The organism is Rhizobium sp. N324 (assembly GCF_001664485.1).
Classification (GTDB): Bacteria; Pseudomonadota; Alphaproteobacteria; order Rhizobiales; family Rhizobiaceae; genus Rhizobium.
This window is the reverse complement of the sequence record NZ_CP013630.1, coordinates 1,119,815-1,138,770: the sequence shown is the minus strand read 5'-3', so window position 1 is coordinate 1,138,770 and position 18,956 is coordinate 1,119,815. Positions and strand designations below refer to the sequence as shown.

Here is an 18,956-nt window from a genome sequence, read left to right as displayed (position 1 = left end):
GTAGACCCCTCATTAATGTAGCGCCGCGAAGTGCATGACGTCTTCTTCGGTTGCCGTGCGCGCGTCGAGTTCGGCCGTTACCTCGCCCTCTCTCAAGACATAGAGCCGGTCGCACAGACCAAGGATTTCCGGCAGTTCGGAAGAAGCCATGACGATCGCCAGTCCGCGGGATTCCGCGAGTTCGACCAGCAGGTCGTAGATCTCGCGCTTGGCCCCGACATCGACCCCGCGTGTGGGCTCGTCGGCCAGCAGGATCTCGCATCCCGCGCTGACAAGCCTCGCCAGCACGCATTTCTGCTGATTGCCGCCCGAAAGGTTCTGCGTCGCTGCTGCGGCGTTCGGCGTCCTGATCCGCAATCGCTCGATCAGACCGCTCACTATTTTGCGTTCGCGGCGAAGGGACAGAAGCCCGAAACGGACGATCTGCGCGAGGCTGGCCGACATGATGTTGAAGCCGACGCTCTGGATCAGAAACAGGCCCTCTGTCTTGCGGTCTTCCGGCACGAGACCGAGTCCCCTGGTGATGCCGGCGCGCGGCGAACCGATGCTTGCCATCGCGCCGTTGATGCTGACCTCGCCGGCGCCACGCGGGTCAGCGCCGTAGATGGCGCGCAGAAGCTCGGTACGGCCGGCGCCCGCCAGGCCGAAGAGACCGACGATCTCGCCCTTGCGCACATGGATGCTGACGTTTTTGAGCAGCGCCGGCGTCGAAATACCCTTGGCGGACAGGGCTTCCCCGCCAATCCGGGGTACGCGCTTGGGAAAGACGTCGCCGACGTCCCGGCCGACCATGCTGCGAATGAGATCATCCGTCGTCAGGCCATTGGAGGGCCCGTTGTGGATGACCGTGCCGTCGCGCAGAACGGTGACGGTATCGCTCAGTTCGAAAACTTCGCGCAGGCGATGCGAGATATAGACGAAGGCAACGCCGCTCTCGCGCGCCAGCTGCCGGACGACCCGGAACAGCTGATCGATTTCTGCCTGCGCCAACACCGCCGACGGCTCGTCGAGCACGATGATCTTGGCGTTGCGCGCCAGCGCCTTGGCAATCTCCACCATCTGCCGCTTGGCGACGGAAAGCGTGCCGATGCGAGCGGTCGGATCGACATCGAAACCGAGCCGGTCAACGACCTCGACGGTCCGGCGCTTTGCCTCGCCCCAGTCGATCAGGGCGCCCTTGCGTGGCAACCGCCCCATCAGAACATTTTCGGCGACGGTCAGGTGCGGCGCCTGGGCCAACTCCTGGTAAATGACCGCGACGCCGCGCGCGATCATCCCGGCCGGCGTCGGATCGAGCACCGCTTCGCCAAACAGCTCGATCCGCCCCTCGTCGGCCGAATAGGCGCCGGAGAGGATCTTCATCAGCGTCGATTTCCCGGCCCCGTTCTCACCCACCAATGCCCTGATTTCTCCGGGCTGCAGAGAAAACGACACGCCCTTCAGAGCGCGCACGCCCGGAAAGGATTTAGTGATCCCAGCAAGAGCCAGCGCCGACGTCATTTAATGCCCTCCGCAGCCGCAGGAGCGGCGAATTACCAGTTTTGCCGGCAGGCGGACCTGTCGCGGGTTGTCCGTGCTCGATTTGATCCGCCTCGACAGCATTTCCGCGGCCTGCATGCCGATCGTCTCGCTCGGCTGCGCCATGACGGTCAGCCGCGGCTCGAAGCAGTCTGCCCAGTCGAAATCGTCAAAGCCGATCAGCGCCAGATCCTCGGAGATGCGCAATCCAAGATCCCGCACCGCGCGCATGACGCCGATTGTCGCCAGATTGTTGCCCGAGGCGATCGCCGTCGGCCGGTCCGCCCTGCTTAGGATGTCAAACGCCGATTGGCGGGCATCCGCACTGTTCGCATTGCCTTCGCTCATCAGACTGCGATCGATCTCGAGCCCGTGCTTGCGCATGGCGCCGACATATCCACGCACGCGTTCGATCGTGGAGAGCAGCCCGGGTTCGCCGGCGATGAGGCCGATGCGACGGTGACCGTGGCCCACAAGATGGTCGATCAGCGTCTCCATCGCCGCCTCGTTGTCCAGGCAAACCCCATCCGCATCGGCAACCGTCAGACGGTCGACGAGCACGAAGGGCATGCGAGCGGATTTGAGATAGTCGACGGCGCGGTTTTCCGGATCGCTTGATGGAGCCAGAATCACCCCATCCACGCGCCGCTGAACGAGTTCGCGGACCAGCTTCAGCTCGGTCTCAGGATCGTTCTGCGTGTCGCAAAGAAATACGAGCTGCCCGATGGCCGCGCAAGCTCGCTCGATGGAGGAGACGATATCGTTGAAATAGTAGTTGGTGCTGATCGAGATCGCGATACCGACGGCGTCGGTCGAGGATCGCACCAGCGAGCGTGCCACCGCGTTCGGCACGAATCCGAGGCTTTGGATGGCGTCTCTGACGAGTGCGGCCGTCGCTTCGTTCACATGCCGGGTGCCGTTGACGACGTGCGACACGGTGGAGACCGAGACGCCCGCGACGCGCGCAACATCAGTGATTGTCGCCATGATTGCAGACCTCGCCAATACGCCTGACGCGCAGCTTCAGACTGCTGCCGCATCAACTCCCAGAACAAATTCGAAAGATTGAACCGACCTCGAACAGGCCTCCCCAGCCTCGGCGGTCACCGACCTATTTCATCCTCCAATGAAATGGTTGAAACCGATATATGGCTATCGAAACGTTTGCGCAAGCGTTTTCTTCGTCACTTTATGTGCTATACGGGTTCAAAGGGAGGAACGAAGATGGCACTGAAAAACATTCCCGGGATTCTTTGCCCGGATCTTTTGTGGATATTGAGCGCGATGGGCCATGGCGACGAGATCGCCATCGTCGACAAGAATTTCTCGGCCTGCCGCGTGTCGAAAAAGACCGTCAGCGGCAAACTCGTATCGATGAACGCGGCCAGCGCCACAGATGCCATAGAGGCGATCCTGGCGGTCATGCCGCTCGATCACTTCGTCGAACAGCCGCTCATGCACATGGAGGATCCGGATCAACCCGGCATCATGCTATCCGTTCATGCGGACGTGGAATTGCTCTGCTCGGGGGCGGAAAAGCGCAGCATCACGAGCAGGCCGATCGAGCGCTTCGCCTATTATCCGATGGCTGAATCCTGCTTTGCGGTGGTTCAGACAGGGGAAATACGGCCCTATGGCAATTTCATCCTGAAGAAGGGTGTCGTTTAGCGGCGGTCGCGGTGATGCTCTGCAGCGTAGCGCGTCTTGCTCATGGGCGACCGCTCCCCCGCTTGCCCATCACCGCGGTCCCCAAGCGCTGGATCGCCTGGCGCAGCTTGTCGCCCTCGATGCCCTCCATCATGCCTTCGAGCTTGCGGGCGGCCTCGCCCTTCAGCGGCGGCGGGGTGCGGGAGCGGCGAGCTGCTTGGGAAACCGGCTTCTGGACGATGCGGATCTGGTGGACGGCGGAAAAGCCGAAGAAGCTGTTGATGCGCTGGATGAGTTCGCCTTGGGCATGGGTGAGAAATAGCGCGCGCGCGCCTTCGCAGGCGATCGTCAGCACGCCGGGGCGGAAGCTGCCGTCATCGCCGCCGCCGCGGGCCCAGGCGATCTTTTCCGGCCGGGTGCAATCGGCGAAATCCTCGCCGGCGATTTCGCTCCACGAGCCGAGCAGCGCCGTGTTGATGCCGGCGCGGCGCGCCAGGACGGGATCGATCAGCCCGTTCGCCAGCTCGGAAATCTGCTTTGCACCTTTGCGTGGAGAACTCATCGAAACCCTTGGACACCTCTGCCAATCGCACAGGCAATTCGCATCACCGGCTTGATCGCGCGGCATTGCTTCGCCAAGTATAGGCACTTCCCGCGATCCCGGCAAATCATGACGATCACCACACCCGACACGCCCTCCGCACAGCCCCTGCTCGACTGGTACGACCGGCATCACCGCAACCTGCCCTGGCGCGTTTCGCCCGGCATGGCGGCGCGTGGCGCCAAGCCCGATCCCTATCACATCTGGCTGTCGGAGGTGATGCTGCAGCAAACAACGGTGCAGGCGGTCAAACCCTATTTCGCCAGGTTTCTCGAACGCTGGCCTGCGGTGACTGATCTGGCCGTGGCCGAGAACGACGCCGTCATGGCCGCCTGGGCCGGGCTCGGCTATTACGCGCGAGCCCGCAACCTGAAGAAATGCGCCGAGGCGGTGGCGAAAGAGCATGGCGGCATCTTTCCCGATACCGAAGAAGGGCTGAAGTCGCTGCCCGGCATCGGTGATTATACGGCCGCCGCCGTCGCCGCCATCGCCTTCGACCGGCAGGCGGCGGTGATGGACGGCAATGTCGAGCGGGTGATCTCCAGGCTTTATGCGATCGACACGCCGCTGCCGGTCGCCAAGCCGCTGATGAAGCAAAAGGTGGCGCTGCTGACGCCGGCGAGCCGGCCCGGCGATTTCGCCCAGGCGATGATGGATCTCGGCGCGACGATCTGCACGCCGAAGCGGCCGGCCTGTTCGCTCTGTCCGTTCCGCGGCGCCTGCGAGGCGCTGAAGCTTTCCGGTCCCGAGCTCTTCCCCGTCAAGGCGGCGAAGAAGGAGAAGCCGGTGCGGCAGGGTGCGGCCTTCATCGCGGTGACTGAGGATGGCGAGATCCTGCTCAGGCGGCGCGCCGAAAGCGGCCTGCTCGGCGGCATGACCGAGGTGCCGACGACGGGGTGGACGGCGCGCATCGACGGCGAGACGTCTTCTGCGGCCGCGCCCTTCGAGGCGGCCTGGCAGGCCTGCGGCACCGTCATCCATGTCTTCACCCATTTCGAGCTCAGGCTGTCGATCTGGCGGACGGCGATCGGCGGCAGGCCAAAAACGAAGGGCGATATGAATGACGAATGGTGGGAGCCGGTTACAAATCTTGAGGCGCAGGCCTTGCCGACCGTCATGAAAAAAGCGATCGCAACGGCTATTCCTCGCGCGTTCAAAACATCCAAGGGACGACCATGACCACCAAGATAAAGCATATTGTTTTCGATATCGGCAAAGTCCTCATTCATTACGATCCGAATCTTCCCTTCAGCCGGCTCATTCCCGACGAGACCGAGCGCAACTGGTTCTTCGCCAACATCTGCACCCATGACTGGAATATCGAGCAGGACCGCGGCCGCACCTGGGCGGAGGCCGAAGCGCTGCTGATTGCCGAGCACCCTGCCCGCGAGGAACATATCCGTGCCTTCCGCAAATATTGGCACGAGATGGTGCCGCACGCCTATGACGACAGCGTCGCGATCATGGAAGGGCTGATCGCCGAAGGGCGCGACGTGACGATGCTGACCAACTTCGCCTCCGACACTTTTCGCGAGGCGCAGGCGCGTTTCCCCTTCCTGACCAAGCCGCGCGGCGTCACCGTTTCCGGCGATGTCGGCCTGATCAAGCCGGATCTCGCCATCTACGAGAGCCATACGAACAGCTTCGGCCTCGACCCCAAGGCGACGATCTTCATCGACGATGCGCCTGTTAATGTCGAAGGCGCCAAGGAATTCGGCTGGAACGCGGTGCTGTTTTCAGGCGCGGAGAAGCTGCGCAGCGATCTTGCCGCTTACGGCGTGAAGGTCTGAACCCATGGCTTTCGACCCGGCAGAGGAAATCGAACGCTTTCACGCCGCGATCAACGCGCTGGATTTTCGCGTGATCGAGGGCTATTTCGCCGAAGACGCCACCTATGTCTCGAACGGCGTCGGCAGTCTTGCCGGACGGGCTGAGATCATGGCCGCCTTCCGAAAATATTTCGACGACTATCCCGATCAGACGGCGGAAAATTCGCTGGTGGAGACGCTGACGCCGCTATCCGGCCGGGCGGTCTGGTCTCTCAGCGCCACCCACAGCAAGACGGGTAAGCCGCTGATCCGCGAGGGCGAGGAGACGATCACCTTCAATGGCGAGGGTCGCATCACTCGCGTCGACGTCACCGACTACAAACAGTTCTGATTGGGATTTCTAAAATAGAAGACGCCCGGGGTTCGAGCCCCGGGCGCCTTAGCCTTCTTCCGCAACTGGAGGGAAACCGGAAGAAGGTATTTCGATCTGCTGGAGGCGGTGCTCACTCCACCTTTGTCAGATCACTGCGGATGACGGACCTGAGATCGTCGATCGGGCGCAGGGACTGCCCGTCTTCGAAATGCCAGAAGGTCCATCCGTTGCATGCATCGAGACCCTGCACCTTGGCGCCGAGACGATGAATAGAGCCGGCGTCGCCGCCTGACGCCACGGTGCCGTCAGCGCGCACGATGGCGCTGTAGCGGCGTTTGGCATCGGTCAGTACCTGGCCGGGTTTGATCAGGCCGCTTTCCACAAGCACGTTGAAGGCGACGCGAACTTCGGCCTTCTTGCCGGTCATGACGGTCAGTTCCGCCTTGCCCAGCGGCTCGACGGCGGCGATGCGGGCGGATGCCGCATCGATATAATCCTGCTCGCGCTCGATACCGACGAAGTGACGGCCGAGACGCTTGGCGACGGCGCCCGTCGTTCCCGAGCCGAAGAAGGGATCGAGCACGATATCGCCAGGCTTGGTCGAGGCCATGATGACGCGGGCGAGCAGCGCTTCCGGCTTCTGGGTCGGATGCACCTTCTTGCCGTCCTCGCCCTTCAGCCGCTCATTGCCGTTGCAGATCGGGAACAGCCAGTCGGAGCGCATCTGCACGTCGTCATTGGCGGCCTTCATCGCATCGTAATTGAAGGTGTAGCCCTTGGCCTTGGCATTGGGGCTTGCCCAGATCATCGTCTCATGGGCGTTCTGGAACCGGCGGCCCTTGAAATTCGGCATCGGATTGGTCTTGCGCCAGATGATGTCGTTGAGGATCCAGAAGTTCAGATCCTGCAGCGTGGCGCCGACACGGAAGATGTTGTGGTAGGAGCCGATCACCCAGATCGAGCCCGTCGGCTTCAAGACGCGGCGGCAGGCGAGCAGCCAGGCGCGGGTGAAGGCGTCATAGGCCTCGAAGGAGGCGAACTGGTCCCATTCGTCATCGACGGCATCGACCAGCGACTGATCGGGACGATGCAGCGTTCCGCCGAGCTGAAGATTATACGGCGGGTCGGCGAAGATGACATCGACGGAGTGGTTGGGCAAAGCTTCAAGGGCGCTGACGCAATCACCCTTGATAATCGTGTCGACCCAAGAATCCGGCCGGGAACCCGACCTGATGGATGCCTTGAGGTCGGCAAGCGGAAAAACTGATGCCATTCTGATACTCACTCATACGCTTGACGCTTAACTCTCCGTTATGGTTACGCAACTTAGTTACCAAAGCCTGAAGGGGTGGCCGATTTCGGGAATTTATTCGGGCGACAATCACTGCTGTCCAGTTAAAAGATGCGGGGCCGGACGGAAGACATTGATTGTCTTTGGGTTGCGGCGTTTTTCGCTGGTCGGGGACACGAACAGGAGCTCAATACTCCCGGCCTAGGAGATCGGCGAGGGCCGCCCCTCATCCGGCTGCCGCCACCTTCTCCCCGTAAACGGGGCGAAGGGGACATGCCGCGACCTCTCCGTCTCTCTCCAGCCCCTCGCAGGGCACGCCCCCTCTCCCCGTCAGAACGGGGAGAGGGTTAGGGTGAGGGGCAATCACTAGCAGGACCGGAGCGCTGTGGGTAACAGCCAAGCTGGCCGGCGGAGATGGCCGCAACCACGTCAAACATCTCTTTATTCAAGATTTTCCCGGATGTCGTTAAAACTCATGATCGTGTCAAACATCACCCTATACTCCAACAGCACAGTGTCCGTTATCTTATTACCCTGCACTCTCCTCATGTCGCAGGTAACTTGCTTATCAAAATAGCTGCCTTTCATGCTGCATCCACCGTCGATTTCATTTTTACTTCGGCCGGTTAAGCGCGCGGCATCTGAGATTGCTCGCTCTGGGAATGTCACCCCAATGAAATCAGGATTCTGGATGAACATGAGAGCCGTCGAAATTACGAAGAACGCTAAGACAATGTAGATAAATGAAAATATAGCCGCCCATATAAATTTTATTATCTTTGAAGCCCACACGATATGATTTTCCGCTGTTTGATATTTAAACTGCAGATAGATTTTCTCCATTTTGATAGACGAAATAAATTCATTGTCACGCGTATAGTTCGAACGGGTTGCGCCAACTGCAGTTTTCACAGCGCCAGCCTGGCGACCGCGCGGGATGCGCTCGCTCTCGACCTCACGCCGCATCATGCACCTTGCGGCTATCCGCCGGCGCCTCGTCGCGTTCGAACATGCCGTAATCACGCAGGACACTGGCGATGCGCAGGCGGTAATCGGCGAAGATGCCGCCGCGGCCGGCCTGCTGGGCGGCGCGATGGGCTTCGAGATTGCGCCAGTTGCGGACGGCTTCCTCGTCGCGGAAGAAGGAAAGCGACAGCAGCTTGCCGCGGTTGCTCAGGCTCTCGAAACGCTCGATCGAGATGAAACCGTCGATCTTTTCGAGCTCGGATCGCAATTCGCCGGCGAGATCGAGATATTTGTGGCGTTCGCCCATATAGGGCACGACTTCGAAGATGACGGCGATCATGGCAGCACCAGCCTGGCGTGAGGAGCGGAGACGTTTTTGAGGAAGATGCGGTCCTCCTTGAGAATGAAGGCTTCGCGCCTGGCGAATTCGTAATTGTCGCGGCCAAGCGGATCGGCGGCCAGCCTGGCGCGATAGGCTTCGTAGGCGGTGAGGCTTTCGATGTTGTAGACGCCGTAGGCGGTCGTCGCCGATCCCTCGTGCGGGCCGAAATAGCCGATCAGGTCAGCGCCGTTCCGAGGGATGGCCTGACCCCAGTTGCGGGCATATTCGGCAAAGGCCTCTTTCTTGAAGGGGTCGATCTGATAGCGGATGAAGCAGGTGATCATCGGGTTCTCCTTTGTGCCTGTCCGTTTTCGCACATTGCCTGACGGCGATGCTTCGGTTACGATCGAAGTATGAAGGAAGGTCCTGACATTGCGCAGATCGGCGCGCTCATCGGCGATCCCGCCCGCGCCAACATGCTGGCGGCGCTGACCGGCGGCCGCGCATTGACGGCGACCGAGCTCGCCGGCGTCGGCGGCATCACGGTGCAGACGGCGAGCACCCATCTCTCCAAGCTTGAAGCCGGCGGGCTGCTTGCCCAGCGCAAGCAGGGGCGCCACCGCTATTTCACGCTGGCCGACGAAGCCGTCGCCCGACTGATCGAAAGCATGATGGGCTTTGCCGCCGGGCGCGGGCATCTGCGCCACCGGCCGGGGCCGAAGGAGCCGGCGCTGCGCAAGGCGCGCATCTGCTACGATCATCTCGCCGGCGATTACGGCGTGCGCATGCTCGACAGCCTGATTGCCTCAGGCGCGATCGACGCGGTCGGCGACGGGCTGTCTCTGACCGAAAAGGGCGAAAGCGATCTCAAATGCATCGGTATCGATGCCGGTGCGCTTCGATCGTCGCGCCGCCCGCTTTGCCGCTCCTGCCTCGACTGGAGCGAAAGACGCGCCCATCTAGCCGGCAGCCTCGGCAAGGCGCTGCTGTCAAATTTCCTCGACAAGGGCTGGGCGCGGCGCACGGCCGAAAGCCGCTCGATCCTCTTCTCGCCCGAAGGCGACCGGCAGTTTCTAATGCTTTTTCCGGTCGATGCGTAGACTTGCTGCGGATCTTCAATAGGCTGCCATACGGGCCGGCGCGTCGTTACGCCCCTGCCCTCTTTTCGCTTTCCTGCCGCACATGCGCCCGCAGCGCCGCAAGCGTCAGCGCCAGTGCGGCGTGATTGCTCTCGGCTTCGCCGAGCACGCTTTCGCCGCCATTGATCGCGCGCAGCTGGGCACCGTAGAGGCAATCATCCGAAGTCTGGCGGCCGCGGGCGAGGTGCCAGACCGCATCCGGCCGGACTTCCCGGCAGAGATCGATGGCGTGATTGACGTCATGGGTGAAAGGCCGCGCCATCAGGAAGCCGTGCTGCGACCTGATGCTGCTCGGCATGTAATCGTGGGGACCGTCGAAATCCTTCGGCTCGGCCGGCCGGAGCTGCTTCAACAAGAAGGCGCAGGTGATGAAGGCGTCGATCCGGCCGTCGGGCATATCCGTCTTTTCCAAGGTCTCGATGATGTCCTCGATCGTCATGCAGTCTTCCTCTTCGTCCATTTTTCGGCGTGCCGCTTCTCCCTCCATGGCGGCGGTGGCTTCCTCTTCCCGAGCGCCATCTAGTGCATGAAAATTCCAAAGGTAGTCCTGGGAATGCCGCTCACCGGCGATCAAGCGGAATTCATCGCTTTCGCACTCGCATCGATCGAGTTTGGCGCCGCTATGCACACGCGCTGATAGAGCGACGTTGGCTGGCTTTGCCTCCACTGCGAAACTGTCGGCGGCTTCGTCGGCCTAACAGCCTTTCTTCCTCATCTTCCTTTCGATCTTTGCCCTTTTCTCGGGCCCGTCGCCGGCATGTTTACCGCCGGTCAGACCATGATCCTTCATCGCCTGCAGCTCCGCACAGCTTCTGTGATGCTTGCCGCCCTTGGCGGTGACGTCGGTGGATGTGAAGACAAAGAGCAGCGCTACGGCTGCGGCCGATCGAACAAGAGCTGACAGCCTCATGGTCCCTCTCCTATTGCCTTGCATCGTACGCCCAAGCCGGTGAGCCCGCAATGAGAACGGTGGCGCGCCAGACGGGAGCCGGTGTTCCGCGGGGACCGGACCAAGGTCCGGCGCCTATCCGACTGAATGCCCAGGACAGGAACAGTGAGATGTAACCGAAGTTTGTCAGGCAGCTATCCATCCGCTCGGGATGGGATGGCAGCTCAAAAACAAACGGAGGAATACCCCATGATGAAGGTAACCCATCTCGCCTTGGCTGCGGCCTTGCTGGCCGGCACGACCGTTTCCGGCTTCGCGCAATCGTCAAGCACGGTTGGCACCGGCGGTTCGTCGGCCGGCGGCGGAACTGCGAGCAGCACGGTCGGTACTGGTGGCAGCTCTGCCGGGGGCACCTGCCCCGCTGGCGCAACCAATTGCAATTCCGGCTCGTCCTCGACGATCGGCACCGGCGGCTCGTCGGCTGGTGGCGGCACCTCGAGCAGCACCGTCGGCACCGGCGGCTCGGCCGCGGGCTCCGGATCCGGTTCGGGTTCTGCCTCGACGCTCGGCACGGGCGGTTCCTCGGCCGGCGGCGGCACGTCCAGCAGCTCGGTCGGCACCGGCGGTTCCGCCGCAGGCTCGGGCGATGCGAACTCCGCCTCGAGTGTCGGAACCGGCGCTTCCTCTGCGGACGGCGACAAGACGGGCAGCACCGTCGGCACCGGCGGCAGTGCTGCCGGAACCTCGCACGACAGCAAGGGCAAGAAGGGCTGCGCGCCGGGCCAGGTCAAGAAGGACGCCGCCGGCACCAAGGGCTGCTGACGCTATCGGCCGGCGCCTTTGCGGCGTCGGCCAAACCCTTGGAGATAGGACAATGACCCAACTTTCCACAATCGCACTGAGCGCCTCGCTGGTGCTGGTCTTCGGGCATGCGATGGCCGAGGAAATCAAGCTCGACGACGGAACGACATGCACGATCGTCCAGTCGCAGGCAGGCGATATGTCGACCACCGTGACGGCCGGCAACGGACACGTGTCTTCGTCGACCACAACAGGCAGCGGCTCGGCCGGCTCCTCGTCGTCATCCGCCTCCGCCGGCTCCTCGGCGGGATCGGGAAGCGTCGACAGTTTTTCGACGGCAAGCATCACAAGGCCTGACGGCACCGTCATCACCAAACGTTCCGACGGAACCTGCTCCGTGACGAAACCGACGAAATAGGAGAGGACAATGACACATCTCAACCTTATCGCAGCCGCCTCGATCGCGCTGCTCGCGTCGAGTTCGGCGGTTCTTGCAGAGGATTGCATTGCGGCCGGGACGGTGGGGTCGGGCGGAAGCGCTTCGGCCGGCGGCACCTCGGCAAGCTCAGTCGGAACCGCCGGCACCTGCCGGACCGATGGCGGCACCACCTCCTCGATCGGGTCGGGGGGAAGTGCCGCCACCGTCGACGGCAAAGCGCAGAGCAAAACCCATGTCAACGACAATGGCGACAAGCTCAAGGCGCAAACCAAAGCCCAGGCCGTCGACAAAGGCACGTTCAGCAAATCCCGCACCAAGACCAGCACCGATGGCAGCGCGCTGGAAAGCACGACCCGGACCATGTCGCATGTCCCCGGCGAAAAGCCGGTCAAGAATACCACCAATCAGAAGATCATCCTGCCGGAGCAGTAGGTTAGATGGGCTCGCCGGCGAACACCGGCGAGCCCTTTTCCTCGCCGGCCGCCTTGCGAGAGGTCGCTACGAAATCATTAAGCATGTTTCGATACTATCACGCCTCAAATTCAACGTGAGAAGCCGACATGCCGTCGATCCAGCATAAGATTATCATTGCAAGTATCGCGATTTTCGGGTTGGCGGGCGGCGCGACGGGCGTCGGCATCTGGTCTGCCGCCACCCTTTCGGCAAACAGCGCCGATGTCGCCCAGTCGGCGCAAATTCTGCGCAACCACATGCAGGCCGATATGATGCATGATGCGCTGCGCGCCGACGTGCTCGCATCCTTGCTGGCATCCAACCCGGCGGCCGGCATAGACGCCGCCGCGGTGAAGGCGGATCTGGCGGAGCACGAGACATCGTTCCGCGAGATGATCGACGCCAACAAGGCCCTCGTCTCCGACGCAAAAACGAAAGCGGTCCTTGCCGACATTGAGCGTCCGCTGCTCGGCTATGTGGAAAGCGCCACGAAGATGGTCGATCTTGCGGGCAAGGATCCGGCGGCAGCGTTGAAGGCGCTGCCGGAATTCATGCAGCAGTTCTCGACATTGGAAACCGCCATGGAACAGGCCGGGGATCAGATCACCGCCGTATCGGACGATATTTCCAAGCATAATGCCGACATCAAAGCCTCGGTCGATATCACTCTCAAAGCCCTTCTGGCCGCGGCCGCGTTGTTCGCTTTCGGCCTTTATTTCCTGACGCGAAGGAGCGTCACCAAGCCGATCCTTTCGCTTTCCAACGATATGCAAAGGCTCGCCGGCGGCGACACGGCGATTGCCTGCGCTGGCATCGGCCGCACCGATGAAATCGGCACGATGGCATCGGCTGTCGAGGTCTTCCGGCAGGCGGCAATCGCCAACAAGCAGCTCGAGCAGGACGCCGAGACTGCCCGCTTGCAGGGCGAAAGCGAGCGGGTCACCGCCCGCAAACAGGCCGACGAGGATGTCGCCGCACGGCTGCGGGCGGCGACATCCGGCCTTGCCGCAGGCCTGAAGCGGCTTGCCTCGGGCGATCTCGCCTTCCAGATCGAGGAGCCTTTCGCGGCTGATTTCGAGAGCCTCCGGCATGATTTCAACATGTCGATCCGCCAGCTCGACCAGACGCTCGGCGCCATCGCGACGGCCATTGCCGCAATCGACGAAGGCACGCGGGAAATTGCATCGGGGGCCGGCGATCTGTCGAAACGCACCGAACAGCAGGCCGCCGCTCTCGAAGAAACCGCCGCGGCGCTCGATCAGATCACCGCCAATGTCTCGAATTCCAGCAAGCGCACCGAAGAGGCGCGCACCGAAGCGACGGACGCCAACCGCAATGCCGCCAAATCCGCGGAGGTGGTCTCGCATGCCGAAGAAGCCATGCGCCGCATCGAGGCCTCGTCGCAGCAGATTTCCAGCATTATCGGCGTGATCGACGAAATCGCCTTCCAGACCAATCTGCTGGCACTGAACGCCGGCGTCGAAGCGGCGCGCGCTGGAGAAGCCGGCAAGGGCTTTGCAGTGGTCGCCCAGGAAGTGCGCGAACTCGCCCAGCGCTCGGCTCAGGCGGCAAAGGAAATCAAGGGCCACATCCAGAAATCCTCGGTGGAAGTGGAAAGCGGTGTCAAGCTGGTTCTCGACACCAGCCAGGTGCTGAGCGCCATCAGCGAACAGATCGCCCGCATCAACCAGCACATGGATGCCATCGCCGTATCGGCAAGGGAGCAGTCGACCGGCCTTGCCGAGGTCAACACCGCCGTCAATTCGATGGATCAGGTGACCCAGCAAAACGCGGCCATGGTCGAACAATCGACCGCCGCATCCGGCCACCTGGCTGAGGAAGCCGCCAAGCTGCGCGAACTCGTTTCCCGCTTCAAGCTGCGCGCGACGGCGTCGGCGCAATTCGCACGACGGGCGGCTTGACGGCAGCGATCCGGCAGCGACCATGGAGCCGGTCGCTTGCCGCATCGCAGCCATGCTTGAGATCAGGTTGAGCTTTGGGCGGGCATCGTGTAAAGCCGCTGCATCCCCGGACAAGACCCAGATTTCCAGCCCAGATTTGTAGCAAGGCGTGAACATATGAACGGCTTCGATCTCATCATCTTCGATTGCGACGGCGTTCTCGTCGATTCCGAAATCATCGCCGCGGAAGTCGAATCCGCGCTTCTGACGGAGGCCGGATATCCGATCAGCGTCGAGGAAATGGGCGAACGTTTCGCCGGCATGACATGGCGCAACATCCTGCTGCAGATCGAGCGCGAAGCGAGCATCCCGTTTTCGGCCTCGCTGCTGGAGAAGTCCGAGCAGCTGCTCGACACCAGGCTGGCGAATGACGTCAAGGCTATTCCAGGCGTCGAATTCGCCGTCTCAAGGCTCTCGATGAAGCGCTGCATATGCTCGAATTCGAGCACGAAGCGGCTCGACATGATGCTCTCCAAGGTGGGGCTGAAGCCGCTGTTTGCCCCGAATATCTTTTCCGCCAAGGATCTCGGTCCCGACCGGGCCAAGCCGAAGCCCGACATCTTCCTGCACGGCGCAAGCCAGATGGGCGTGTCGCCCGACAAGGTGGTGGTGGTCGAGGATTCGGTGCACGGCGTGCATGCAGCGCGCGCCGCCGGCATGCGCGTCATCGGCTTCACCGGCGCCTCGCACAGCTATCCCGCCCATGCCGACAAGCTGACCGATGCCGGCGCCGAAACGGCGATCTCCCGCATGAACGACCTGCCCGGCGTCGTCGCCGCGCTGGCTGCCTGGGAAGGCGTGCTTTAGGGCTTAGGCGCTGAGCCCGCCTCGCGGGGCCATGCAGGCGAGCTGTTGACGGCCGCCGAACAAATTCAGCGGAGTGCTTGCGGCGTGGATACTCGGGTCAAGCCCGAGTATGACGGAGTGTGGGGAGATCAACCGGCAAGAGGCGAGATGCCTGGAGGAATTCCAGCAGAATGCGCGGGCGGTTTTGCGTGCGGATCGGGCAAAATAACGGTCACCAATTCCGCTAAACCGCTGCGCCTGCGGTCCTTGCCACATGCATTCCTCCACCCTCCGTCGTCCTCGGGCTTGACCCGAGGACCCATGCGGGCGGGCACTTCTTTCCTCAGCTGTTCTTCTTGGTCTTGGCCGGCTGGGTGTCGAAGCCGACATTGACGCGGACCAGGGCGCCGGAGCCGACCGGCATCTTGATGCCGTCCTTGCGGAAGATCACCTGGGTGCCCGGGGCGCCGGCCGGGATCTCGGTCGGGAATTTGGTGACCTCGGAATAGAGCACGGTCTCGCCGTCGAGGATGGTGACGCGGATCGGCAGGGTCACCGGGCCGGGGGCGCCGGCCGGGCCGGTGATCAGGCGCAGCTGGGCGACGACGGTCATCGTCAGGTTGGTGTCGCTCAGCGAGCACTGGCGGGTGTAATCGCCGAAGGAGGCCTGGAAGACGATCTGCTGCGGATCGTCCTTCTTGCCCTTGGCATAGGTGCGGAAGATCGCATCCTGGTCGCGCATGAAGATCTGCGGGCAGGCGCCCTGGACGACGGGGGCGACGGTGCCCTGTGCCGTCTTGGCGGTGCCGATCGAAGGATTGCTCGAGGATGGGTTGGCGGGTGCCAGCGGCATGATCTGGGCGGTGCCGTTCGGCTGCGCCGGCGCCGCCGCCGACTTGCTGTCGCCGCCGATGCCGAGCGTGTCGCAGCCGGCGAGCAGGGCAAGAAGAGAAGCGGAGACGATGAGACGCGAGACCTTGCCGAGCACTATGTTCCACCCTTTGCACAAGCGTTTCTTGGAGGCCCCATGTCTTTTCCGTGAGGCCTTTCATGACGGTTTGCGATGGTCTATATCAGCGGCGCAAACAAAAATCGATTGGGTACGCGCCGTTTTGATGCACTTTTCGCCGCCGGATGCGGGCAACTTCAACAAGATAACGGCGATGGCATGGCCGCAAGCGCAGCCCCTTCTCGATTCCGGGGCCGGTTTCCGGCAGTGCGGGCCACGGCTCAGCCCGACCGGATTTCCTCCAGCGATAGATCAAGGATGATGAACGTGGACTATATCTCGACCCGCGGCGAGGCCCCTGCCCTCGGCTTTTGCGACGCCCTGCTGACCGGGTTGGCGCGCGACGGCGGGCTCTATGTTCCGCGAGAATGGCCGCAGTTTTCGAAGAAAGAAATCCGGGCGCTGCGCGGCAAGAGCTACCAGGAGATCGCCTTCACCATCCTGTCGCCCTTCACCAATGGCGAGATTCCCGAAGCGACCTTCCGGGCGATGATCGACGAGGCCTACGGCACCTTCCGCCATCCGGCGATCGCGCCGCTTGTGCAGACCGGGCCGAACAGCTTCGTCATGGAGCTGTTCCACGGCACGACGCTCGCCTTCAAGGACGTGGCGATGCAGCTGCTGGCCCGGCTGATGGATTATGCGCTGGAGAAGCGCGGCAAGCGGGCGACGATCGTCGGCGCCACTTCGGGCGATACCGGCGGGGCGGCGATCGACGCCTTTGCGGGGCGCGAGCGCACCGACATCTTCATTCTCTTCCCGCACGGCAAAGTCTCGCCGGTGCAGCAGCGGCAGATGACGACCTCCAAAGCCGGCAACGTGCATGCGCTGGCCGTCGAGGGCAATTTCGACGATTGCCAGAACCTCGTCAAAGCGATGTTCAACGACGCGGCGTTCCGCGACAAGGTCGGCCTCTCCGGCGTCAACTCGATCAACTGGGCGCGCATCATGGCCCAGATCGTCTATTATTTCACGGCGGCGGTGGCGCTCGGCGGGCCGGACCGGAAGATCTCGTTCACGGTGCCGACCGGCAATTTCGGCGATATCTTCGCCGGCTACGGCGCCAAGCGCATGGGCCTGCCGATCGACCGGCTTGTCATCGCCACCAATGAGAACGACATCCTGGAGCGGACGCTGAAGACCGGCCGCTACGACATGAAGGCGGTCAAGGCGACGAGCTCGCCGTCGATGGACATCCAGATTTCCTCGAATTTCGAGCGGCTGCTGTTCGAAGCCTATGGACGCGACGCCTCGAAGGTGCGCGCGGCGATGGAAAGCCTCAAGCAATCCAACGGCTTCGAGATCGGCGAGCAAGCGCTGAAGGCGATCCGCCGCGACTTCCGGGCCGGCCGCGCCAGCGAAAAACAAGTGGCCGAGACGATCCGCACGACGCATGCCGAGACCGGTTATCTGCTCGATCCGCATTCGGCGATCGGCGTCTTCGTCGCCAGGAAGAAGGAAAAGCCGAATACGCCGATGGTGACGCTTTCGACCGCGCATCCGGCGAAATTCCCGGCCGCCGTAAAATCGGCCTGCGGTATTGACCCGGCGCTTCCGACGTGGCTTGCTGATCTGATGCACAGGGAGGAGCGCTTCCAGATCATCGAACCGGAGCTGAAAGCCGTAGAGACCTTTATCGGCAAACACGCCCGCGGCAAGACGACGGCAGGCGCAGAAAGATAGCCAATGACAGTTGAGTGCACCCGGCTGAAATCCGGGCTGACAGTAGTGACAGAAACCATGCCGCACCTTGAAAGCGTTGCGCTCGGAGTCTGGATCAAATCGGGATCGCGTAACGAGACGGCAGACGAGCACGGCATCGCCCACCTGCTCGAACACATGGCCTTCAAGGGAACGGGACGCCGCTCGGCCCGCCAGATCGCCGAGGAAATCGAAGATGTCGGCGGCGAGGTCAATGCCGCCACGTCGACCGAGACCACCTCCTACTACGCCCGCGTGCTGAAAGACCACGTACCGCTCGCCGTCGATATCCTCGCCGACATCCTGACGGAATCGGCCTTCGAGGAAGAAGAGCTGGAGCGCGAGAAGCAGGTGATCCTGCAGGAGATCAACGCCGCCAACGACACGCCCGACGACGTGGTGTTCGACCGGTTCTCCGAGGTCGCCTATCGCGACCAGACGCTCGGCCGGGCGATCCTCGGCACGCCGGAGACCGTCGTCTCCTTCACGCCGCAGCAGATCCGCGCCTATCTCGGCCGCAACTACACGACCGACCGCATGTTCGTGGTCGCCACCGGCGCCGTCGAGCATGACGAGTTCGTGCGCATGGTCGAGGACCGTTTCGCCAGCCTGCCGAGCGAGCCTTCGGCGCCGCCGGTGATGGAAGCGGCGCGTTATATCGGCGGCAGCGTGCGCGAGCCGCGCGACCTGATGGACGCGCAGATCCTGCTCGGCTTCGAGGGCAAGCCCTACCACGCCCGCGATTTCTACTGCTCGCAGATCCTCGCCAACATCCTCGGCGGCGGCATGTCCTCCAGGCTGTTCCAGGAAGTGCGTGAGTTCCGCGGCCTCTGTTATTCGGTCTATGCCTTCCACTGGGGCTTTTCCGACACCGGCATCTTCGGCATTCATGCCGCGACCGGCGGCGAGAACCTGCCGGAGCTGGTGCCCGTCATCATCGACGAGCTGCACAAATCCGCCAACGAGATCCACCAGAAGGAAATCGAGCGCGCCCGCGCCCAGATCCGCGCCCAGCTGCTGATGGGCCAGGAAAGCCCGGCCTCGCGCGCCGGCCAGATCGCCAGGCAGATGATGCTTTACGGCCGGCCGATCTCCAATCCGGAGATGATGGAGCGGCTCGAAGGCATCACCATCGAGCGGCTGACGGATCTCGCCGGCCGGCTGTTCTACGACACGGTGCCGACGCTTTCGGCGATCGGGCCGCTGGAACAGCTTGCGCCGATGGAAGACATCACCGCTTCGCTTTCGGTCCCGGCACCGAAGACGATGCAGGCCGGCCGCTGAGCCGGCG

The 18,956-nt window shown here is 62.6% G+C and carries 22 protein-coding genes; 12 read left to right on the top strand and 10 right to left on the bottom strand.

The features are described from left to right. Window positions 1–12: 12 nt before the first annotated feature. The gene (locus AMK05_RS05420; protein WP_064837217.1) at window positions 13–1,500 is read right to left on the bottom strand and encodes a sugar ABC transporter ATP-binding protein; all 1,488 of its coding nucleotides are present in this window, start codon (window positions 1,498–1,500) and stop codon (window positions 13–15) included. Then, window positions 1,501–2,505, bottom strand: coding sequence for a LacI family DNA-binding transcriptional regulator (locus AMK05_RS05415; protein ID WP_064837215.1), 1,005 nt, complete (start codon window positions 2,503–2,505; stop codon window positions 1,501–1,503). Between the two features lie 237 nt (window positions 2,506–2,742). On the opposite strand from AMK05_RS05415, the gene AMK05_RS05410 reads away from it, so the two are divergent. Then, entirely contained in the window at window positions 2,743–3,186 is a 444-nt protein-coding gene (locus AMK05_RS05410; RefSeq protein WP_064837213.1) for an RbsD/FucU family protein, read from the top strand. Between the two features lie 40 nt (window positions 3,187–3,226). Here the strand turns inward: AMK05_RS05410 and AMK05_RS05405 are convergent, their stop codons facing one another. Next, window positions 3,227–3,727 carry a DUF721 domain-containing protein gene (locus AMK05_RS05405; protein ID WP_064837211.1) on the bottom strand — a complete coding sequence of 167 codons (501 nt, stop codon included), beginning with the start codon at window positions 3,725–3,727 and terminating at the stop codon, window positions 3,227–3,229. A gap of 108 nt (window positions 3,728–3,835) precedes the next feature. On the opposite strand from AMK05_RS05405, the gene mutY reads away from it, so the two are divergent. The 3 genes from mutY to AMK05_RS05390 are packed head-to-tail and all read left to right on the top strand — an operon-like array spanning window position 3,836 to window position 5,926. Further along, complete coding sequence (mutY, locus tag AMK05_RS05400) at window positions 3,836–4,945, top strand: A/G-specific adenine glycosylase (RefSeq protein ID WP_064837209.1); 1,110 nt, start codon at window positions 3,836–3,838, stop codon at window positions 4,943–4,945. Next, window positions 4,942–5,556, top strand: a complete 615-nt coding sequence (locus tag AMK05_RS05395) for an HAD family hydrolase (protein ID WP_064837207.1) — start codon at window positions 4,942–4,944, stop codon at window positions 5,554–5,556. The genes mutY and AMK05_RS05395 overlap by 4 nt, the downstream gene beginning before the upstream one ends. 4 nt (window positions 5,557–5,560) lie before the next feature. Then, window positions 5,561–5,926, top strand: a complete 366-nt coding sequence (locus AMK05_RS05390) for a nuclear transport factor 2 family protein (protein WP_064837205.1) — start codon at window positions 5,561–5,563, stop codon at window positions 5,924–5,926. Window positions 5,927–6,038: 112 nt separating this feature from the next. On the opposite strand, the gene AMK05_RS05385 is transcribed toward AMK05_RS05390, so the two are convergent. The 4 genes from AMK05_RS05385 to AMK05_RS05370 form a co-directional block, all read right to left on the bottom strand. Continuing rightward, on the bottom strand, window positions 6,039–7,181 hold the full coding sequence (locus AMK05_RS05385; protein ID WP_064837203.1) for a site-specific DNA-methyltransferase: 1,143 nt from the start codon (window positions 7,179–7,181) through the stop codon (window positions 6,039–6,041). A gap of 459 nt (window positions 7,182–7,640) precedes the next feature. Further along, on the bottom strand, window positions 7,641–8,168 hold the full coding sequence (locus AMK05_RS05380; RefSeq protein WP_237352175.1) for a hypothetical protein: 528 nt from the start codon (window positions 8,166–8,168) through the stop codon (window positions 7,641–7,643). Further along, entirely contained in the window at window positions 8,155–8,505 is a 351-nt protein-coding gene (locus AMK05_RS05375; RefSeq protein ID WP_064837201.1) for an antibiotic biosynthesis monooxygenase family protein, read from the bottom strand. Before AMK05_RS05375 ends, AMK05_RS05380 begins: the two co-directional genes overlap by 14 nt. Further along, the gene (locus AMK05_RS05370; protein WP_064837199.1) at window positions 8,502–8,831 is read right to left on the bottom strand and encodes an NIPSNAP family protein; all 330 of its coding nucleotides are present in this window, start codon (window positions 8,829–8,831) and stop codon (window positions 8,502–8,504) included. Before AMK05_RS05370 ends, AMK05_RS05375 begins: the two co-directional genes overlap by 4 nt. Before the next feature lie 69 nt (window positions 8,832–8,900). Between AMK05_RS05370 and AMK05_RS05365 the strand changes: the two genes are divergently transcribed. Next, window positions 8,901–9,587, top strand: coding sequence for an ArsR/SmtB family transcription factor (locus tag AMK05_RS05365; protein ID WP_064837197.1), 687 nt, complete (start codon window positions 8,901–8,903; stop codon window positions 9,585–9,587). A gap of 46 nt (window positions 9,588–9,633) precedes the next feature. Here the strand turns inward: AMK05_RS05365 and AMK05_RS05360 are convergent, their stop codons facing one another. Together AMK05_RS05360 and AMK05_RS05355 are read right to left on the bottom strand one after the other, a co-directional pair. Beyond that, window positions 9,634–10,065: a hypothetical protein gene (locus AMK05_RS05360; RefSeq protein ID WP_237352174.1), complete on the bottom strand. Its 432-nt coding sequence runs from the start codon at window positions 10,063–10,065 to the stop codon at window positions 9,634–9,636. Between the two features lie 255 nt (window positions 10,066–10,320). Next, a complete protein-coding gene (locus AMK05_RS05355) occupies window positions 10,321–10,536 on the bottom strand; it encodes a hypothetical protein (RefSeq protein ID WP_064837193.1) in 216 nt (71 codons plus the stop codon). 228 nt (window positions 10,537–10,764) lie between these two features. Between AMK05_RS05355 and AMK05_RS05350 the strand changes: the two genes are divergently transcribed. The 5 genes from AMK05_RS05350 to AMK05_RS05330 all read left to right on the top strand — a co-directional run bounded on the left by AMK05_RS05350 (window position 10,765) and on the right by AMK05_RS05330 (window position 14,976). Further along, window positions 10,765–11,337, top strand: coding sequence for a hypothetical protein (locus AMK05_RS05350; protein ID WP_064837191.1), 573 nt, complete (start codon window positions 10,765–10,767; stop codon window positions 11,335–11,337). 52 nt (window positions 11,338–11,389) lie between these two features. Beyond that, complete coding sequence (locus AMK05_RS05345; protein ID WP_064837189.1) at window positions 11,390–11,734, top strand: hypothetical protein; 345 nt, start codon at window positions 11,390–11,392, stop codon at window positions 11,732–11,734. A 9-nt stretch (window positions 11,735–11,743) separates the two neighbouring features. After that, complete coding sequence (locus tag AMK05_RS05340) at window positions 11,744–12,187, top strand: hypothetical protein (RefSeq protein WP_064837187.1); 444 nt, start codon at window positions 11,744–11,746, stop codon at window positions 12,185–12,187. A 128-nt stretch (window positions 12,188–12,315) separates the two neighbouring features. Then, a complete protein-coding gene (locus tag AMK05_RS05335) occupies window positions 12,316–14,130 on the top strand; it encodes a HAMP domain-containing methyl-accepting chemotaxis protein (RefSeq protein ID WP_064837185.1) in 1,815 nt (604 codons plus the stop codon). A 156-nt stretch (window positions 14,131–14,286) separates the two neighbouring features. After that, window positions 14,287–14,976 (top strand): HAD family hydrolase, encoded by a 690-nt coding sequence (locus AMK05_RS05330; protein ID WP_064837183.1) that lies wholly within the window; start codon window positions 14,287–14,289, stop codon window positions 14,974–14,976. A 322-nt stretch (window positions 14,977–15,298) separates the two neighbouring features. On the opposite strand, the gene AMK05_RS05325 is transcribed toward AMK05_RS05330, so the two are convergent. Next, the gene (locus tag AMK05_RS05325; RefSeq protein WP_171899820.1) at window positions 15,299–15,946 is read right to left on the bottom strand and encodes a hypothetical protein; all 648 of its coding nucleotides are present in this window, start codon (window positions 15,944–15,946) and stop codon (window positions 15,299–15,301) included. Between the two features lie 276 nt (window positions 15,947–16,222). Between AMK05_RS05325 and thrC the strand changes: the two genes are divergently transcribed. Next, entirely contained in the window at window positions 16,223–17,647 is a 1,425-nt protein-coding gene (thrC, locus tag AMK05_RS05315) for a threonine synthase (protein WP_064837177.1), read from the top strand. Window positions 17,648–17,650: 3 nt separating this feature from the next. Next, on the top strand, window positions 17,651–18,949 hold the full coding sequence (locus AMK05_RS05310) for a M16 family metallopeptidase (RefSeq protein ID WP_064837175.1): 1,299 nt from the start codon (window positions 17,651–17,653) through the stop codon (window positions 18,947–18,949). The last annotated feature ends 7 nt before the right edge of the window (window positions 18,950–18,956 follow it).

What these genes read in the sequence shown, in the direction of transcription:
- AMK05_RS05420 (WP_064837217.1), bottom strand. Translation starts at nt 1,500, where the DNA reads ATGACGTCGGCGCTGGCTCTTGCTGGGATCACTAAATCCTTTCCGGGC.
- AMK05_RS05415 (WP_064837215.1), bottom strand. Translation starts at nt 2,505, where the DNA reads ATGGCGACAATCACTGATGTTGCGCGCGTCGCGGGCGTCTCGGTCTCC.
- AMK05_RS05410 (WP_064837213.1), top strand. Translation starts at nt 2,743, where the DNA reads ATGGCACTGAAAAACATTCCCGGGATTCTTTGCCCGGATCTTTTGTGG.
- AMK05_RS05405 (WP_064837211.1), bottom strand. Translation starts at nt 3,727, where the DNA reads ATGAGTTCTCCACGCAAAGGTGCAAAGCAGATTTCCGAGCTGGCGAAC.
- mutY (WP_064837209.1), top strand. Translation starts at nt 3,836, where the DNA reads ATGACGATCACCACACCCGACACGCCCTCCGCACAGCCCCTGCTCGAC.
- AMK05_RS05395 (WP_064837207.1), top strand. Translation starts at nt 4,942, where the DNA reads ATGACCACCAAGATAAAGCATATTGTTTTCGATATCGGCAAAGTCCTC.
- AMK05_RS05390 (WP_064837205.1), top strand. Translation starts at nt 5,561, where the DNA reads ATGGCTTTCGACCCGGCAGAGGAAATCGAACGCTTTCACGCCGCGATC.
- AMK05_RS05385 (WP_064837203.1), bottom strand. Translation starts at nt 7,181, where the DNA reads ATGGCATCAGTTTTTCCGCTTGCCGACCTCAAGGCATCCATCAGGTCG.
- AMK05_RS05380 (WP_237352175.1), bottom strand. Translation starts at nt 8,168, where the DNA reads ATGATGCGGCGTGAGGTCGAGAGCGAGCGCATCCCGCGCGGTCGCCAG.
- AMK05_RS05375 (WP_064837201.1), bottom strand. Translation starts at nt 8,505, where the DNA reads ATGATCGCCGTCATCTTCGAAGTCGTGCCCTATATGGGCGAACGCCAC.
- AMK05_RS05370 (WP_064837199.1), bottom strand. Translation starts at nt 8,831, where the DNA reads ATGATCACCTGCTTCATCCGCTATCAGATCGACCCCTTCAAGAAAGAG.
- AMK05_RS05365 (WP_064837197.1), top strand. Translation starts at nt 8,901, where the DNA reads ATGAAGGAAGGTCCTGACATTGCGCAGATCGGCGCGCTCATCGGCGAT.
- AMK05_RS05360 (WP_237352174.1), bottom strand. Translation starts at nt 10,065, where the DNA reads ATGACGATCGAGGACATCATCGAGACCTTGGAAAAGACGGATATGCCC.
- AMK05_RS05355 (WP_064837193.1), bottom strand. Translation starts at nt 10,536, where the DNA reads ATGAGGCTGTCAGCTCTTGTTCGATCGGCCGCAGCCGTAGCGCTGCTC.
- AMK05_RS05350 (WP_064837191.1), top strand. Translation starts at nt 10,765, where the DNA reads ATGATGAAGGTAACCCATCTCGCCTTGGCTGCGGCCTTGCTGGCCGGC.
- AMK05_RS05345 (WP_064837189.1), top strand. Translation starts at nt 11,390, where the DNA reads ATGACCCAACTTTCCACAATCGCACTGAGCGCCTCGCTGGTGCTGGTC.
- AMK05_RS05340 (WP_064837187.1), top strand. Translation starts at nt 11,744, where the DNA reads ATGACACATCTCAACCTTATCGCAGCCGCCTCGATCGCGCTGCTCGCG.
- AMK05_RS05335 (WP_064837185.1), top strand. Translation starts at nt 12,316, where the DNA reads ATGCCGTCGATCCAGCATAAGATTATCATTGCAAGTATCGCGATTTTC.
- AMK05_RS05330 (WP_064837183.1), top strand. Translation starts at nt 14,287, where the DNA reads ATGAACGGCTTCGATCTCATCATCTTCGATTGCGACGGCGTTCTCGTC.
- thrC (WP_064837177.1), top strand. Translation starts at nt 16,223, where the DNA reads ATGATGAACGTGGACTATATCTCGACCCGCGGCGAGGCCCCTGCCCTC.
- AMK05_RS05310 (WP_064837175.1), top strand. Translation starts at nt 17,651, where the DNA reads ATGACAGTTGAGTGCACCCGGCTGAAATCCGGGCTGACAGTAGTGACA.